Raw genomic sequence first — 15,698 nt, 5'->3', positions numbered from 1 at the left:
TTACTTCCCGGCAGCGGCTTCTATCGGCGTCTGCGCATGGAACATCATCTTCCAGCCGTTGACGCGATGGACATAGCCGGTGCTGACCAGGGCCGCGTAAGGTTCGCCGTTCTCGCGTGTTGCATGCGCCTCGTAAGTCAGCATGACGATGTCGCTGCCCGGCTCGATAATACCCTTGAGATCGATCTTCAGGTCCCGCCAGCGGTTGGGCTTGGTTGCGGTCTTGGCGAGATCGGCATTGTCCATCGCCTTGGCCATCTGCGGAAATGCCACTAGGCATTCGGTGTCGGCATTGGCCGCGTAGTAAGCCGAGTCACCCGTCCAGAAACCCTTTTCGAGTTCCAGAAGATCCTTTTTGCTGGCTGTGATCCGCTTGCTGTCTGACATCGAGAGGCCCTCCTGCGCATCGGTGCGCGGTCATCCTTGGTCCAACGCTTGGTGGCCAGGACGGTTCCGGAGGATCAGTTGGTGTCGGTCGTATCGGGTTCCGAAGCGTCCGGCTCGGTCACATCCGGCTCTGTGACGTCCGGAGCGGTCGTGGGCTTCGGCTTGGCGGCGGCCGGCTTGGGTGCCTCGGCTTTGGTTCCGTCAGCCTTGGCGCCATCGGGCGCCGGTACATCCGACTTCTGCTTGCAGGCCTTCAGCCAGACGTCATAGACGGCATGCTCGACAGCGTTGAGCCCGGGACTTTCGGCAAACATCCAGCCGGTGAAGATGCGGCGGATCTTGCGGTCGAGCGTGATCTCGTCGACCTCGACGAAGGAATCCGTCTTCGGCTCCTCGGTCTGCGGCCGCGAATAGCAGACGCGCGGCGTGACCTGCAAAGCGCCAAATTGGACCGTCTCGTCGATATAGACATCGAAGGTGATGATGCGGCCTGTGATCTTGTCGATGCCGGCAAACTCGGCAATGGGATTGGTGACCCGTTCCGCTCCCGCAGGCGGCGCCGGCGCCGGCGCGGCGGGTTCAGGCGAAGCCGCGAAGGCCGTGGTGCTGACGGCAAGGCCGGCGGCTACCGTCAGGCCGCCCATCGATGTCAGGCTGAAAAAGCTCATATAGGGGTACCGGTGGTTCGCGCCCGGGTGATTCTATTGATCGCCAAGGCTAGTCGGCGTTTTCTGATCAGCAAGCAGCTAAACACCAATTGTGGCGATAAAGGACCGGCTTGCACCCTGTCGTTACGACCCGGGTGTCCAGGCGTCGTAGTCGCCGGTGACCTGCGGGCGGTGCTGATTGGTCAGCACCGAACCCTTCGGACGATAGGCTGCCGGAGTGCCGGTCAAATTGGGCTGATGCGACTTCTGCCAGTCGCGTGGCTTGTAGTCCTCGCTCGACGGCGCGACGTCGACCCGGTGATGGATCCAGCCGTGCCAGCCGGGCGGGATCGCGGAAGCTTCCGAATAGTTGCGGTAGATGACCCAGCGGCGCGTGCGGCCTTCCGAATCGATGCCGCCCTCGTAGTAGACGTTGCCGGTTTCGTCCTGGCCGACCCTCTTGCCATGCCGCCAAGTGTGCAGGCGCGTTCCCAACGTCTGGCTGTTCCACCAGGTGAAAAACTGCGTAAGAAAAGTCTTCATCACAAAACCCTCGCGCCGGCGGCGCCGGTTTCCTGCTTATGGCGTCAGGCCTTCGGGAAGGCAAGGGTTTTGCCACAGGGAGCGTGCAAATGGCTTGCCAGAAACCCGACACAAGCCCGTGATCCTTCCGGGCGGCTGGATGGGCGCTTGCCAAGCCTTTGCGGTCTTTCTAAAGCTCTGCGCGCCATGCGGGGTATCCAACCCGGCTGCAGGCCGAAGAGGTGACGATTGGCCACGGAATTGCCGACCACCGACATCCGCATCAGCACTGAGGCGATTCGCCGCCGCAAGGGCGGCACGCCGATTGTCTGCCTGACCGCCTATACCTACCCCGTCGCCCGTCTGCTCGACGACCATGTCGACCTGCTCCTGGTCGGCGACAGCGTCGCCATGGTGCTGCATGGCCACAAGACGACGCTGGGCGCCTCGCTGGAGATGATGATCGCGCATGGGCAAGCGGTGATGCGCGGCTCGGCCAGGGCCTGCGTCGTCGTCGACCTGCCGGCTGGAACCTATGAGGATTCGGCAGCACTTGCCGTTGCCTCGGCGCGGCGGGTCGTCGACGAGACCGGTTGCCATGCGGTGAAACTCGAAGGCGGCGTCGACATGAACAGGCAGATCGCGGCCATCGTCGATGCCGGCATTCCGGTCATGGGACATATCGGCCTGCAGCCGCAATCGGTCGAGAAGGACGGCGGCTACAAGATCAAGGGCCGCACCGAGGAGGCTGTTGCGGCATTGCTTCGCGATGCGCTCGCCGTCGAGAACGCCGGGGCTTTCTCGGTGGTCATCGAAGGCACGGTCGAGACAGTCGCCGCCGATATCACCCGCAGTATCGCCATTCCAACCATCGGCATCGGCGCCAGCGGCGACTGCGACGGCCAGATCCTGGTCATCGACGACATGGTCGGGCTCACCGTCGACCGCGTGCCGAAGTTCGTCAAGGAATATGCCGATCTGCGCGGCGTGATCTCGCATGCCGCAGAAACCTATGCAGCGGAGGTGCGAAGCCGGACATTCCCCGGCCCCGGCCATGTCTTTTCGGCGACAAAGAGCAGGGACGACGCATGAACCAACCCGTCGTCGTCGACAGCGCTGCAGCACTTCGCGCGCAAATCCGTGACTGGCGGCGCGATGGCCTTCGTGTCGCCATGGTGCCGACCATGGGCGCTTTGCATGACGGGCACATCTCGCTGGTCAGGATCGGGCTCGAGAGGGCCGATCGCTGCGTCGTGTCGATCTTCGTCAACCCGACGCAGTTCGCGCCGAGCGAAGACCTCGACAAATACCCGCGCCAGCTCGCCAGCGACCTCGACCGGCTGGGCGTGGCAAAGGCCGACCTTGCCTTCACGCCGACGGTTGGCGAGATGTATCCCGTCGGCTTCGCCACAAAAATCTCGGTCGGAGGCCCCTCCGGAGGGCTCGAATCGAACTTTCGGCCGACCTTTTTCGACGGCGTCGCCACCGTGGTGGCAAAGCTCCTCCTGCAGGCAACGCCCGACTGTGCGGTCTTTGGCGAGAAGGACTACCAGCAGCTTTGCGTCGTCAGGCAGCTCTGCCGCGACCTCGACCTGCCCGTCGACATCATCGGCGCACCGACGATACGCGACGCGCATGGTCTCGCCATGTCGTCACGCAATGCCTATCTCGACGAAACCGAACTCAAGATCGCCCGCCAGTTCAACGTGATATTGCGCAACACGGCAGTGGCCCTGGCGGCGGGCGCAGACCGGAGCGACGCAACCGAAGAGGCCAGCCGCGCCCTCATCGCCGCCGGCTTCCAAAAAGTCGACTATGTCGAGGCACGCGAAAGCCTGACGCTTGCGCCATGGCGTCGAGACCGCGAAGGGCGCCTGCTCGCGGCCGCCTGGCTCGGCAAGACCAGGCTGATCGACAATGTCGAGGTTGCCTCTACCTAAAGCGAAGGCTTGTTCCTCCGGCCGACCACAGGTCGATGTGCTCGCACTTCTTCCAGGTCGACGGTATTGCGGCGGATTCCTGCCGCGCCTACCTCTCGCTCTTTTGTCCGCCGGCCCTGACGATCAGGTGTCCCGCGACGATCCCAACCACTCCGGCAAAGGCTTTCACAAGTGCATCGACGAGGCGTGCGTGACGGCCTGGATCAATGATCTGCAGCAATTCCAGCATGCCGGCGGTCACAGCCACAAAGATCACGGCTTGATACAGTCGGTTGGGGAAGCCGAGCGCCAGGGCGAAGCCCAACAGAACATAAGCCAAGGCACGCTCAACATTCGCCTCGGCGATGTGCGGCCGCATCTGGATCGGCGACAAGGTCGCGAAAATGATGATGGCGAGCAGCGCCAACGCTGCGGTGCGAGACAGTTTGGTCATCCCCTTGCATATCCGTCGTGAGCCGGCACAGCAAATGCCGGGATGACGCATGGCCGAATCGCTGCCGCCACGCGGTGTTGCCCGCCAGTCGCCTTCCTCGCGCTATTCCTCGGTTGACATGTACAGCTACGTCAACCGGATGCCGCTCCAGCCCGGCCCGGTGACCGGTTGACGATAAAAAGCCCAGGCGGCGGCCTATCCGAGCGGCTTCTCGAAACTCAGCGTCGTCGGCCTTGAAGTCTCATGGGATTCTCCGGCGGTGCCGACGGGCAAAAACCTCATCGATCGGTAGAAGGCGATGGCGGCGCCATTGGCCTCCTCGACCTCGACGCGTAGCGTTTGGGCTTCCGGGAAACTGGCTTCGACCTCGTCGAGCAGTGCTTGCCCGACCCCGCGCCTTTGGCAGTCCGGATGGACATAGAGCTGGTTCAACAGGATGACTTTCGCATCCGCGGTGGCGGTGGCGAAAGCCATGCCGCCGATGCGCTTGCCGTCATCGGCCACAAGGAATTCCGAATTCGGCCTTGTCAGCCCCGAGCGGAGCGAAGCGATCGAGTGCCATTCATCGGTGATCTCGGTGACTTTGGCAGCCCCATAAATGGCGTCATAGGTCGCATGCCAGGTTTCGACCAGCAGCGTCCGCACAGCGGCAAGGTCGCGCTCTCCGGCAGTGCGGACGAACACGGCCCTACTCGATGCCCAGCTTGGCCTTGACGAGGTCGTTGACGGCTTGCGGGTTGGCCTTGCCGCCGGTCGCCTTCATCACCTGGCCAACGAACCATCCGGCCATGCTCGGCTTGGCGCGCGCCTGTTCGACCTTGTCCGGGTTGGCGGCGATCACCTCGTCGACGGCCTTCTCGATGGCGCCGGTGTCGGTGACCTGCTTCATGCCACGGCTTTCGACCAGCTGACGCGGATCGCCGCCCTCGTTCCAGACGATCTCGAACAGGTCCTTGGCGATCTTGCCGGAGATGGTGCCATCCCTGATCAGATCGATGACCGCGCCGAGCTGGTCGGGCGAAACCGGAGCGTTTTCAATGTCTTTTCCGGCCTTGTTCAATTGTCCGAGCAGATCGTTGATGACCCAGTTGGCGGCGAGCTTGCCGTCGCGGCCGGCGGCCACCTTCTCGAAATAATCGGCGATCGGCTTTTCCGACACCAGGATCGACGCGTCATAGGTAGACAGGCCGAGCGTCGCGATCAGCCGCGCCTTCTTGTCGTCGGGCAGTTCCGGCAATTCCTTGGCCAGCGCATCGACATAGGCCTGGTCGAATTCCAGCGGCAAAAGGTCCGGATCGGGGAAATAGCGGTAATCGTGCGCCTCTTCCTTGGAGCGCATCGAGCGCGTCTCGCCCTTGACGGCGTCGAACAGCCGCGTCTCCTGGTCGATCTTGCCGCCATCCTCGAGAATGGCGATCTGCCGGCGCGCCTCGTAGTCGATGGCCTGGCCGATGAAGCGGATCGAGTTGACGTTCTTGATCTCGCAACGCGTGCCGAACTCGCCGCCCGGCTTGCGCACCGAGACGTTGACGTCGGCGCGCATCGAACCTTCGTCCATGTTGCCGTCGCAAGTGCCGAGATAACGCACGATGGTGCGCAGCTTGGTGACATAGGCCTTGGCTTCGTCGGCCGAGCGCATATCGGGCTTGGAGACGATCTCCATCAGCGCCACGCCGGAGCGGTTGAGATCGACATAGGACATGGTCGGATGCTGGTCGTGCATCGATTTGCCGGCATCCTGCTCCAGATGCAGCCTCTCGATGCCGACCTCGATGTCCTCGAATTCACCCTGGCGGTCCGGGCCGACCGAGACGACCACCGTGCCCTCGCCGACGATCGGCTGCTTGAACTGCGAGATCTGGTAGCCCTGCGGCAGGTCGGGATAAAAGTAGTTTTTCCGGTCGAAAACCGACTTGTGGTTGATCTGCGCCTTCAGTCCAAGGCCGGTGCGGATCGCCTGCTTGACGCATTCCTCGTTGATGACGGGCAGCATGCCGGGCATGGCCGCATCGACCAGGCTGACATTGGCGTTGGGCGCCGCGCCGAAGGCGGTCGAAGCGCCGGAAAACAGCTTTGCTTCCGAAGTGACCTGCGCATGGACCTCAAGACCGATGATAATCTCCCAGTCGCCGGTGGCGCCGGGGATCAGGCGTTTCGCGTCGGGCGTGCGGGTATCGATGAGGGACATGTAAAACCTGTTGCGTATCGATCTGGTGCCTTGTTTGCAGAATGCAAACGGACAGCGACTTTCGCTAGTCCAAACAGCCAAAAGAGACAAGCGCAAAGCCGTCGACTGGCATTTTCCGCCACCTTCAGCTAAATGCCTCTCCATTCCAATGGAGAGTGGATGTCCACTTACGCTCAGTCCCGGTAAGGCCCTGGCCTCCTAGCGAGGCAGGGCAGAAAACCTGAAACCCCGTGCCGCGAAGCTTCGCGGCGGCGGCATTTTTGTTTTCCCGGAAACTCTCCCATGGATATTTCGCGCATAGAACAGCGCATCCTGCACCTGCTCGCGCAGGGCGGACGCATTGAAGTCGAAAAGAACGAGAAAAAGCGGATCGCCTCCGTCAAATGCCTGACCCGTGACGGCTGGCACTATCCGGGCGTCGATCTCGACCTGTTTCGAAAGCTGAAGCGCAAGAAGGCGGTTTCTTCGTCGGGTAGCGGACCTTACCGCATCACCCGGCGCGGGCTGGAACTCGTCCGTTCCGAACTCGACAACAGGTAGAATACGCTCCGCCGGTCGGTCCTCCGGCCGGCGGTTCCCTTCACGGCTCAGGCGGTGGCGATGTAGGCCCTGATCTCGTCGGCCTCGCGCTCGACATCCTCGATGCGGCGCTTGACCACGTCGCCGATGGACACGATGCCATCGAGCATGCCGTCCTTTTCCACCGGCAGATGGCGGAAGCGGCCTCGGGTCATGATCTCCATCACCTCGTTGACGGTATGGTTTTCGTTGCAGATCTTCACCTTCGGCGTCATCGCCGAACGCACGGCGATATCGAGCGCGGCTCCGCCTTCGCGGGCGACAACCCGCACGATGTCGCGCTCCGAAAGGATGCCGACGATCTTGCGATCGCCATTGGTGATCACCAGCGCGCCGATCTTGTGTTCGGCCAGGATACGGATGGCTTCGCTCAGCTTTTCGTTTGGCCCGAGCGTGAACACGTCATGGCCTTTTCTCTCGAGAATTGCCTTAACCGTCATGGCGTCCTCCTCTGCTTTGCCTGCCGGTTCCTGCCCTGACCGGCCTTCACATAAGAGTGAACATCGTGCGCCGTGATCGGTTGCATTTCAAGTGCGGTAGTCGGTCGTCTCCCACTCGGCCGCCTGCCATCGCCTGTCGAACCAGCGCAGGCCGAAGAAGCCGGCGGCGAAGCCGCCAATGTGGGCCTCCCAGGCGATCTGGCCGTCTACCCCCGGGGCAAAGCCGAGAAGGCCGGTGGCGAGGTTGATTATCATCCATATGGCGAGGAAGATCACGACGCCGCGCAAGCGCAATACGAATGCGATCGGCAGCACGGGGCCGGCGAAGGCGGCCTTGCCGGCCGAGCGGTCGGTGTGAAAACCAAAACGCGCCGCGGCCCCCATCATGCCTGATATCGCGCCGGAAGCGCCGACCAGCGGCGCCTCTCCGTAAGGATGCACCGCCCAGAACAGCGCGACCGAGGCCAAGCCGGTCACGGCAAAGAAGAGCGCGAACCAGAACGTGCCCAGACGATTTGCCAGCGGTGAACCGAAAGCAGCTAGCCACACCATGTTGATGGCAATGTGGGCAAAACCACCATGCATGAAAGCATAGGTGAAGGGGCGGGAAAACAGGAACCAGTCGAAGCCGTATTGGCCGGTGTAGAGAACAGGGATGAAGGCCCCGTCATACAGCAGTGTCATCTGCTGGGATTCGGTCAGCACATATTGCTGCAACAGGTAGACGACCACGCAGATGCCGATTATCGCCAGCACGACGGGCGGCAGATTGAACACCGGCTCGCGCCGGGGCTCGGGTGCGCCCTCGACCGGGTCGGCTTCCGGGGGAGTTACCGGTTCACTCATTTGAAATTGCACTCACTGCGGGATTCGAGATTCGAGCATCTAGATCACCGCGGACCGAACAGCAAACCGCGAATCGCTGGGCGCGAATCAAAAAAGAAGCCGTTCAAGGTTTCCCTTGAACGGCTGGTCGAGCCCCCTGCTCCCCTAAAACTCTTGACTGAAGTGCTGCCGATCGTCGTGAAACGACCGCTTCTGGAGTGGTTTTTAAGTGCCACGGGGCTGGCTTCGATGCAATGTAAACCACTTGTTAACCTTAACGGCCCCGACCCGTGAACAAGTGTTAACGACGCTGGCACGCTTCCTGCTCCGCAACGCATGTAGGTCATCGGAGGGCGCCCTTCTGTTCACCGATGGGACATCAGACGACAGATTGCGCGGAGCAGCATAGCATGAACCAGAACGGATCGATCACGCTGTTCCAATATTGGAACCGCCTGCGTGATGGACGCCCTGCCCCGAAGCGTTCGGAGGTCGAGCCGGCCGACATCAAGTCGCTGCTGGCCGACACCTTCATCCTGGAACGGGACACGCGCGGGCAAGCCGTATTCCGGCTCGCCGGCACAAGGCTTTGCGCCTGCTATGGCCGCGAGCTCAAGGGGTTCTCCTTTCCCTCGCTGTGGCGCGAGAAGGATCAGCGGCTCGTTTCGCGGCTGATCCATGGCGTCTTCGACCAGAAATCGGTGGTGCTCATCAGCTATGAGGGCTTCAGCCGCAACGGACGCTCCAACAGGTTCGAGCTGCTTGCCCTGCCGCTTGACGGCGGCGTCGAAAATCCGCGCTGCCTGGGCGTCATCAGCGCCGTGGAGAAGCCCTTCTGGCTGGGCGCCGACCCGATCACCGACGCGTTGATCGATTCGATCCGCGTCATCGATCCGGAGAAGGAGCTGCTGAACAACCGCCCGGCGATCGATGTTCCCTCGCTCGTTCCCGATGAACTCGGGGCACCCGAGACGATCTCCGCGCTCGGCCGGGCGCGCCGCATCCGCCATCTCGTCGTCTTCGATGGCGGGCGCGAGGAATAAGTCCGCAATCTCGCGGCTTGCTGCATGTCGCCCGAAACTGCACAGCGGTTTTGGGACAACGACATGCATAAAAAGGAAAGCCCTGAAGCGCCCACTTTTCCCCTTTGTTAACCTGCTTTGTTGTACTTCTGCGATGAAGTTCCTCGCATCGACGCGTGGGATGCCAAACGGGGTGTAGGCAGACATGAGGTCAGCGGCGGTCGACTACGCGCCGTCCCAAGCTGAAAGGCGTAACTTTCAGCGCGTCCGGGTCAAGATATACGGGCGCTTCATGCTGGAAGACCGCACCGAGCATCCCTGCCAGGTCGTCGACATGTCACCGGGCAATGTCGCGTTTCGCACCGACCGCAAAGGCATGCCCGGCGAAAAGATCATCGCCTACATCGATCATATCGGCCGCATCGAAGGTGTCGTCACGCGCACCTTGCAGGACGGTTTCGCGATGACCGTCATCGCGTCGGATCGCAAGAAGGACAAGCTTGCGGCGCAATTGACCTGGCTTGCCAACAAGCACGAACTCGACCTGCCGGAGGACCGCCGCCACGAGCGCGTCGCGCCACGCAATCCGACCAGCGTGCTGCAGCTCACCGACGGCCGTCAGTACCAGTGCCGTATCATCGACCTGTCGCTTTCCGGCGCCGCGATCGAGATCGACGTCAAGCCGGCGATCGGCGTCCAGGTCATGCTCGGCACCATGCGCGGGCAGGTCGTGCGCCATTTCGAGGACGGCGTCGCCATAGAGTTCGCCGTCATCCAGCGCCCCGAGACACTCGATTCCGAATTCAACACGCCGCGCGCCTGAGCAGGCCCGACAGCACCACTCCATGAAACCGGCCCTTGCGGCCGGTTTTTTGTTTTTACGCCCCGTGACCAGCGCGCTTCGGCTGCTCCCGGAAAGGCCTGAGTGACATCAATGCACGAGAGCAGAGGGCCTCAAAACCCCAAACAAGTTAATGCTCAAATGATTCAAATTTTATGTTTATTCTACTGGCGTTTTACTCAATATCTACTTCGCGCTTTTGCCTCAAATAAATCCACATGTGGCAATGTCTCCTTCGAACGGGGAGACTACAACAATGAAGAAAACGAGGGGCAAGCTGTTGCTGGTGGCAATGGCGATGCAGCTTTCCGCTTGGGGGTCAGCATATGCCGCGGGACCGGCCTATATGCACACCGGCGGACGCACCACGCAGCCTGTTGGCCACTATGAATTCTGCCAGCGCATAGCCGGCGAATGCAGCGAAAGGACCCCCAAGGGCGCGCCGGTCGAACTGACCCGCAAACTGTGGGCGACGATCGTCAACATCAACAATTCGGTCAACACCCACATCAAGCCGCGCACCGACATGGAAAACTACGGTGTCGAGGAATACTGGGCCTATCCCGACAATGGCTATGGCGATTGCGAGGATTATGCGCTGGAGAAGCGTCGCGAATTGATGGCTGCGGGCGTGCCCGCCGGCAATCTGCTGATGACTGTCGCGCGCCAGCCGAACGGCGACGGTCACGCGGTGCTGACCGTGCGCACCAGCTTGGGCGAATTCATCCTCGACAATCTGGAAACCAAGGTGCTGTCCTGGACGGATACCGACTACACCTATCTCAAGCGCCAGTCCGACCAGAATTCGGGCGTTTGGGTGACGATCAACGACGGCCGCTCCGACGCGGTCGCCAGCGTCCGCTAAGGGCCGCCAATGCATGTCGCCCGAGAGTGCGCAGCGGTCTTGGGACGACGACAGGCATAAAACAGAGGTCAGGCGCGTCGCATGACTGCGAGGTGCTTCAGGAGAAACCCGGTCGAGTCCCCACCCTCCCCGTCCCCAACGACCGGGTCAAAGGAGCCGGCCCCGTCCCCGGGCCGGCTCCGCCATTTCTGGAATTAACTCATTGAAATCGTGATCGATGTCACGATTCCAACAGCGTTGATTTCTGTTTGCTGCGTACCTCTGCTACAACAGCAAAGTAGCGCGAACCTCGGTTCAGCGATGGTTTCACCGGCTATAGTTCGAAACTCGCGATCGCGCCAACTGCAGGAAGTGTCGCATGCCGACCGAACCTCGATCACCGCGCCTCGCGGTTCTTATCGACGCCGACAACGCTTCCGCCAAGATTGTCGACGGTCTGTTCGAGGAGATCGCGAAGATTGGCGAAGCCAGCGTCCGCCGCATCTACGGTGACTTTTCAAATGCCCGATCGAAGGGATGGGCTGACGTGTTGTCGAAGCATGCGATCATCCCGCAGCAGCAGTTCGCTTATACCGCCGGGAAGAACGCATCCGACATCACATTGGTGATCGATGCCATGGACCTGCTCCATAGCGGTCGCTTCGACGGTTTCTGTCTGGTTTCTTCCGACAGCGACTTCACCAGGCTCGCCGCCCGCATTCGTGAACAGGGCGTCGATGTATTCGGGTTCGGCGAGCAGAAAACTCCGGAAAGTTTCCGGCAAGCATGTCGCCGGTTCATCTACACCGAAAATCTTCTTCGTGGCGCTGCGAACGTTCTGGATACCGCGCCTGTGGCCAAGCCGCTCCAATCGTCCAGCGCTGCCATGCCCATACTCAAGAAAGTCATTGGCCAGATGGACAGCGAGGATGGCTGGGTGTTGCTCGGCACCTTCGGAAAACAGCTGTCAAACCTGTTTTCAGATTTTGATCCCCGCACCTACGGTTTCAGCAAACTGAGCGACCTGGTGAGGAGTACAGACGCATTTGAGATCGACACCCCCAAGGGTGGAGGCATGCGAATACGGACCAAGCCTACCGCTGGAAAAAAGGTAAAAAACAAAGCCGCGTAGCGGTGGCCAGAGGATCACAGGTCCCACCGAGCGCATCAGAACATCCCGGCCGCCTTTCCACAGGCAGAAGATCGAGGCACTATAGGCCGTTGGTTTCGCCTTCTGGATCACCGCGATGTTGGAAATCCCGGAAGATCGGCGCGAGCGTCATCGCCTGTTCAAGGCGATCGACGATGCCTTCAAGGCCGGCGATTTCGAAGGCCTCGGCGTAGCCCTGGGCGGCTCTTCCCGCTGGTTCGACGAGCGCATGCCGTTCGAATTCGGCCTCGGCCATCCGCTGGAATATGCCATCTATTGGAGCCCCGCCCGCTTCATCTCGACCTTGCTCGATGCGGGCTCGGATCCGAATTACCAGGATCACGGCGGGTTTCCGTCCATCATTGCGGCGCTGTCCACCGACCGGGCGGACAGGCTGGACATCGTGCGGGCGTTGATCGACGGCGGTGCTGACCCCAACATGCGGGGCGTGAACGACTGGACGCCACTTCACTATTCGGTGGCAATCCGCAGTGTCGATGCGATCCGCCTGCTTTTGGCGGCTGGCGCCGACCCGGCGCTCGAAACCCGCATCGATGACTACAGGACAGCCATCGAGGAAGCCGAGATTGCCGGCTTTGAAGCCGGTGCTTCATTGCTGCGCGATGCGATGGCCGGGCGCAGCTCTGACGGACAGTAAGTTGGGGCGCTACGAAACCACCGCCAGCAAATGCCAGGCTGACCTCAGACCTTCTTCAACCCCATCTTGAAGCGCTTGCCGTTGGCGACATAGTGCGCCGCCGACCCGCGCAACCTTGCCACGACCACGTCGTCCAGCACCCTGATCGCCTTGGCAGGCGAGCCGACGATCAGCGAATTGTCGGGGAATTCCTTGCCTTCAGTGACCAGCGCGCCGGCGCCGACCAGCGAATTTCTGCCGATTTTCGCGCCGTTCAGCACGATGGCGCCCATGCCGATCAGGCTGTTGTCGCCAATCGTGCAACCATGCAGCAAGGCGCGGTGGCCGATCGTGCAGCCCTCGCCGATGGTTAGCGGAAAGCCGGGATCGGTGTGCATCACCGTATGTTCCTGCACATTGGTGTCGGCGCCGATGACGATGGGCTCATTGTCGCCGCGAATGACGGTGCCGAACCAGAAGCCGGCGTTGCGGCCGACGCGCACGTCCCCGATCAGCGTCGCATCCGGCGCGATCCAGTTCGAGTCCGCATCCTCGAAGCTGGGCTCCGTTCCATCGATCGCATAAAGCGGCATTTCTGGTCTCCGAATCGTCTCACGCTGGCAATTCGGACCCTAGGAGACGGATCGTCCATGAGGCAATGGCGAGCACGACGACGCCCAGCGCCAAGGACCAGGCTATCGCCGTGCAGCCGCAGGACATCAGCGCGAGCATCGAAATGCGGCGCTCGCGCCGGGCATCGATGGCATGGTTGACCAGCATGAAGGGCCCGGCACAGGCGGTGGCGAGCAGCGAACGCAAGACATGTGACGGCGACACATAGGGTTCGGTGAACGCGACCTTGCGGCCCGACACCAGTTCCATGGCCGATCCGGCCAGCCCGCAGGCCGTCAGCCCGACGACAAAAGAGAAGAGTGTGAGTTCCATCGGTCCCATCTTAACTTTCCATTTACCATGAAATTGCACAGTCGTTCCATCAAGGCTGCAAGAGCCGTGCCGTGCGATGTGTGCCACCCGGGGACACCAAAGACGGACAGGCGGCCCGAGATCCGAGGACTGAGATGAAGCAGGCAGCGCTCGCCAACGGCCCCGAACTCGCGGTGGTCGATTCCAGGCTGATGAAGCGGGTGTTCTACGGGTTCGCGGCGCTGGCCCTGCTGTCGGTGGCGATCAGCCTTGGTGGCAAATGGTTCGGCCATTCGATCGCCATGGCCGGATACACCGACGACGCAACGCTCCACCAGGTGGTGATCGGCAACAATGTCATTGCCGTGCCGGCCAACGCCATCCGTTTCGCACAGGCCCGGCGCGACGGCATCGCCTCGCGGCTCGACCTCTATCTGCGCTATCCCCAAATGGACGGCTACAGCGAGGCCGCGCGCGACGATTTCAATCACAAGGGGACCGGCAAGAGCATCATCTTCCTGTCCTTCGAACAGCAGATGATGTCGCGTGACATGAGCGGCCGCTTCGCGCCGATCTACAGCGCGTTGATCACCCAGCCCGGCATTGCGGGACCTGGCGGCACGATGATGTACGGTTTCAATGAGAAATCAGGCTATCTGAACGAGGTGCTGGTTGTCGGCAAGCGCCCCGGCAAGGACCCGTTCGTGGCCCGTTGCCTGAGCGGGCCGAGCGCCGAGCAATCGCTGGCACCCTGCGAGCGCGACATCCAGGTCGGCGACCAACTCAGCCTCACCTATCGCTTCCCAAGGGAGTTTCTGGGGGATTGGCAGGCGCTCGACGCGGCAATCGCCACTGAAGCCACACGCGTCCTGAAAACGGGACATCAAGAAGGGAGATCCGGCTGGCCGGCCGCATTCGAGGCGGAGCCGACCGAGCGCTAAAGCGCGTCGCGTTCGAGCGGATTCAGGCGACGCGCTTTAGTCTTTGATTTCATGCATGTCGTCGTCCCAAAACCGGGGCCACTTTTGGGCGACATGCATTGGATTGCTGGCTCAGGCCAGATCGATGTCTAGGATCGCCATCGAAAAATTGTAGTCGCCGTCGTCCTCGTCCTTGAAGACGATGCCAAGGAATTCGTCGCCGACATAGACCTCGGCCGAATCGTCCTTACGCGGCCGTGCCTTGACCTCGATCTTGGGGTTCTGGAAGACGCGCTTGAAATAGGCGTCCAGCTTTCTGATTTCGTCCGGCTTCAACAGTCTTCTCCGATCATCGGGCTTGCTCGTTCGAACGCGCTTCTGGCACGTCGACAATGGCGATGTAAAGGCAAGCGGCCTGATAAGACGAGACAACCACCCACTCGTGCCTGCGGCCGGAATCCGACAGCAGGCGGCGGACCTGTGAAAGTCAGATGTCGAAGCTGACGACCTGATCCATCGTCTGCGACGGCAGAAGCTGGTCCATCTGGCGCGACGGCTGATCGCAGCCGGTCTCGCCGACGACGCGGGCCGGCACGCCGGCAACCGTCTTGTTGTGCGGCACTGGCGACAGCACCACCGAGCCTGCCGCGATCTTCGAGCAATGGCCGATTTCGATGTTGCCGAGGATCTTGGCGCCGGCGCCGATCAGCACGCCGTAGCGAATCTTGGGATGACGGTCGCCGCCGGCCTTGCCGGTACCGCCCAGCGTCACACCATGCAGGATCGACACGTCGTCCTCGATGACCGCCGTCTCGCCGACCACAAGGCCGGTGGCATGGTCGATAAAGATGCCCTTGCCGATGCGGGCAGCCGGATTGATGTCAGTCTGAAAGACCGAGGACGAGCGGCTCTGCAGATAGAGCGCGAAATCCTTGCGGCCCTGGTTCCACAGCCAATGCGCCAGCCGATGCGTCTGGATGGCGTGGAAACCCTTGAAATAGAGCACCGGCATGATGAAGCGGTCGCAGGCCGGATCGCGATCGTAATAGGCCTGGATGTCGACACGCACGGTCGTCGGCCAGTCCTTGTCGTCGGCCAGCATGGACTTGAACGTCTGGCGGATGAGATCGGAGCCGATGTCCTGATGGTCGAGCCGCTCGGCCAGCCGATGAATGACCGCTTCTTCCAGGCTGTCCTGGTTGAGGATGGTCGAATACAGGAACGCGGCGAGCAGCGGGTCGCGGTTCACCGCTTCCATCGCCTCGTCGCGGATCGAACGCCAGATCGGATCGACCGGCTGCAATGCGCTGTGTCGGGAAATGCTGATGCTGTTCATCGCCGTCTCGTCCTGCGCCCTGCCGGGCTTGCCTGTTGTGCTTGCCTGTTTTCTGGCCGCACA

Annotated in this window: 22 protein-coding genes; 10 read left to right on the top strand and 12 right to left on the bottom strand. The window is 61.6% G+C overall.

Annotated elements, in window-relative coordinates; translation table 11 throughout:
- From ASD12_RS09160 to ASD12_RS09150, 3 genes are all read right to left on the bottom strand, one after another.
- A complete protein-coding gene (locus ASD12_RS09160; RefSeq protein ID WP_056584459.1) occupies nucleotides 1-387 on the bottom strand; it encodes a hypothetical protein in 387 nt (128 codons plus the stop codon).
- Nucleotides 388-461: 74 nt separating this feature from the next.
- The gene (locus ASD12_RS09155; RefSeq protein WP_056584456.1) at nucleotides 462-1,055 is read right to left on the bottom strand and encodes a DUF2155 domain-containing protein; all 594 of its coding nucleotides are present in this window, start codon (nucleotides 1,053-1,055) and stop codon (nucleotides 462-464) included.
- 123 nt (nucleotides 1,056-1,178) lie between these two features.
- Nucleotides 1,179-1,577 carry an NADH:ubiquinone oxidoreductase subunit NDUFA12 gene (locus ASD12_RS09150; protein WP_056584453.1) on the bottom strand — a complete coding sequence of 133 codons (399 nt, stop codon included), beginning with the start codon at nucleotides 1,575-1,577 and terminating at the stop codon, nucleotides 1,179-1,181.
- A 228-nt stretch (nucleotides 1,578-1,805) separates the two neighbouring features.
- Between ASD12_RS09150 and panB the strand changes: the two genes are divergently transcribed.
- Complete coding sequence (gene panB / locus ASD12_RS09145) at nucleotides 1,806-2,648, top strand: 3-methyl-2-oxobutanoate hydroxymethyltransferase (RefSeq protein ID WP_056584450.1); 843 nt, start codon at nucleotides 1,806-1,808, stop codon at nucleotides 2,646-2,648.
- Nucleotides 2,645-3,496, top strand: a complete 852-nt coding sequence (gene panC / locus ASD12_RS09140; protein ID WP_056584447.1) for a pantoate--beta-alanine ligase — start codon at nucleotides 2,645-2,647, stop codon at nucleotides 3,494-3,496. The genes panB and panC overlap by 4 nt, the downstream gene beginning before the upstream one ends.
- Before the next feature lie 88 nt (nucleotides 3,497-3,584).
- On the opposite strand, the gene ASD12_RS09135 is transcribed toward panC, so the two are convergent.
- The gene (locus ASD12_RS09135; RefSeq protein WP_244482808.1) at nucleotides 3,585-3,902 is read right to left on the bottom strand and encodes a hypothetical protein; all 318 of its coding nucleotides are present in this window, start codon (nucleotides 3,900-3,902) and stop codon (nucleotides 3,585-3,587) included.
- A gap of 76 nt (nucleotides 3,903-3,978) precedes the next feature.
- On the opposite strand from ASD12_RS09135, the gene ASD12_RS35720 reads away from it, so the two are divergent.
- Entirely contained in the window at nucleotides 3,979-4,101 is a 123-nt protein-coding gene (locus ASD12_RS35720) for a hypothetical protein (protein WP_280139543.1), read from the top strand.
- Nucleotides 4,102-4,124: 23 nt separating this feature from the next.
- Here ASD12_RS35720 and ASD12_RS09130 read toward each other — a convergent pair whose 3' ends face one another.
- Together ASD12_RS09130 and gatB are read right to left on the bottom strand one after the other, a co-directional pair.
- Nucleotides 4,125-4,613, bottom strand: a complete 489-nt coding sequence (locus ASD12_RS09130; protein ID WP_056584443.1) for a GNAT family N-acetyltransferase — start codon at nucleotides 4,611-4,613, stop codon at nucleotides 4,125-4,127.
- Between the two features lie 4 nt (nucleotides 4,614-4,617).
- Nucleotides 4,618-6,117: an Asp-tRNA(Asn)/Glu-tRNA(Gln) amidotransferase subunit GatB gene (gene gatB, locus ASD12_RS09125; RefSeq protein WP_056584439.1), complete on the bottom strand. Its 1,500-nt coding sequence runs from the start codon at nucleotides 6,115-6,117 to the stop codon at nucleotides 4,618-4,620.
- 282 nt (nucleotides 6,118-6,399) lie between these two features.
- Between gatB and ASD12_RS09120 the strand changes: the two genes are divergently transcribed.
- Nucleotides 6,400-6,657, top strand: a complete 258-nt coding sequence (locus ASD12_RS09120) for a YjhX family toxin (protein ID WP_056584435.1) — start codon at nucleotides 6,400-6,402, stop codon at nucleotides 6,655-6,657.
- 47 nt (nucleotides 6,658-6,704) lie between these two features.
- On the opposite strand, the gene ASD12_RS09115 is transcribed toward ASD12_RS09120, so the two are convergent.
- Both ASD12_RS09115 and ASD12_RS09110 read right to left on the bottom strand, forming a co-directional pair.
- Nucleotides 6,705-7,136, bottom strand: coding sequence for a CBS domain-containing protein (locus ASD12_RS09115; RefSeq protein ID WP_056584432.1), 432 nt, complete (start codon nucleotides 7,134-7,136; stop codon nucleotides 6,705-6,707).
- Between the two features lie 87 nt (nucleotides 7,137-7,223).
- The gene (locus tag ASD12_RS09110; RefSeq protein ID WP_056584430.1) at nucleotides 7,224-7,982 is read right to left on the bottom strand and encodes a rhomboid family intramembrane serine protease; all 759 of its coding nucleotides are present in this window, start codon (nucleotides 7,980-7,982) and stop codon (nucleotides 7,224-7,226) included.
- Between the two features lie 389 nt (nucleotides 7,983-8,371).
- Here ASD12_RS09110 and ASD12_RS09105 point away from each other — a divergent pair, with 389 nt between their 5' ends.
- The 5 genes from ASD12_RS09105 to ASD12_RS09085 all read left to right on the top strand — a co-directional run bounded on the left by ASD12_RS09105 (nucleotide 8,372) and on the right by ASD12_RS09085 (nucleotide 12,476).
- Nucleotides 8,372-9,004, top strand: a complete 633-nt coding sequence (locus tag ASD12_RS09105; RefSeq protein WP_056584427.1) for a PAS domain-containing protein — start codon at nucleotides 8,372-8,374, stop codon at nucleotides 9,002-9,004.
- A 184-nt stretch (nucleotides 9,005-9,188) separates the two neighbouring features.
- The gene (locus tag ASD12_RS09100) at nucleotides 9,189-9,806 is read left to right on the top strand and encodes a PilZ domain-containing protein (RefSeq protein ID WP_056584424.1); all 618 of its coding nucleotides are present in this window, start codon (nucleotides 9,189-9,191) and stop codon (nucleotides 9,804-9,806) included.
- 274 nt (nucleotides 9,807-10,080) lie between these two features.
- Entirely contained in the window at nucleotides 10,081-10,689 is a 609-nt protein-coding gene (locus ASD12_RS09095; protein WP_056584421.1) for a transglutaminase-like cysteine peptidase, read from the top strand.
- 358 nt (nucleotides 10,690-11,047) lie between these two features.
- The gene (locus tag ASD12_RS09090) at nucleotides 11,048-11,800 is read left to right on the top strand and encodes an NYN domain-containing protein (RefSeq protein ID WP_056584418.1); all 753 of its coding nucleotides are present in this window, start codon (nucleotides 11,048-11,050) and stop codon (nucleotides 11,798-11,800) included.
- Nucleotides 11,801-11,915: 115 nt separating this feature from the next.
- Nucleotides 11,916-12,476, top strand: coding sequence for an ankyrin repeat domain-containing protein (locus ASD12_RS09085; protein ID WP_056584414.1), 561 nt, complete (start codon nucleotides 11,916-11,918; stop codon nucleotides 12,474-12,476).
- A gap of 44 nt (nucleotides 12,477-12,520) precedes the next feature.
- On the opposite strand, the gene ASD12_RS09080 is transcribed toward ASD12_RS09085, so the two are convergent.
- Together ASD12_RS09080 and ASD12_RS09075 are read right to left on the bottom strand one after the other, a co-directional pair.
- The gene (locus ASD12_RS09080) at nucleotides 12,521-13,048 is read right to left on the bottom strand and encodes a gamma carbonic anhydrase family protein (protein WP_056584410.1); all 528 of its coding nucleotides are present in this window, start codon (nucleotides 13,046-13,048) and stop codon (nucleotides 12,521-12,523) included.
- Between the two features lie 19 nt (nucleotides 13,049-13,067).
- Nucleotides 13,068-13,409, bottom strand: coding sequence for a hypothetical protein (locus ASD12_RS09075; protein WP_056584406.1), 342 nt, complete (start codon nucleotides 13,407-13,409; stop codon nucleotides 13,068-13,070).
- A gap of 125 nt (nucleotides 13,410-13,534) precedes the next feature.
- Between ASD12_RS09075 and ASD12_RS09070 the strand changes: the two genes are divergently transcribed.
- Nucleotides 13,535-14,320, top strand: coding sequence for a hypothetical protein (locus ASD12_RS09070; protein ID WP_056584403.1), 786 nt, complete (start codon nucleotides 13,535-13,537; stop codon nucleotides 14,318-14,320).
- Between the two features lie 111 nt (nucleotides 14,321-14,431).
- Here the strand turns inward: ASD12_RS09070 and ASD12_RS09065 are convergent, their stop codons facing one another.
- Both ASD12_RS09065 and cysE read right to left on the bottom strand, forming a co-directional pair.
- Entirely contained in the window at nucleotides 14,432-14,635 is a 204-nt protein-coding gene (locus ASD12_RS09065; RefSeq protein ID WP_008875567.1) for a DUF3126 family protein, read from the bottom strand.
- Between the two features lie 151 nt (nucleotides 14,636-14,786).
- Nucleotides 14,787-15,635, bottom strand: coding sequence for a serine O-acetyltransferase (gene cysE / locus ASD12_RS09060; RefSeq protein ID WP_056584656.1), 849 nt, complete (start codon nucleotides 15,633-15,635; stop codon nucleotides 14,787-14,789).
- Nucleotides 15,636-15,698 lie beyond the last annotated feature (63 nt).

This window comes from Mesorhizobium sp. Root102, assembly GCF_001425625.1.
Classification (GTDB): domain Bacteria; phylum Pseudomonadota; class Alphaproteobacteria; order Rhizobiales; family Rhizobiaceae; genus Mesorhizobium.
The sequence above is the reverse complement of the archived record's forward strand: the minus strand, read 5'-3'. Positions and strand labels throughout refer to the sequence as shown.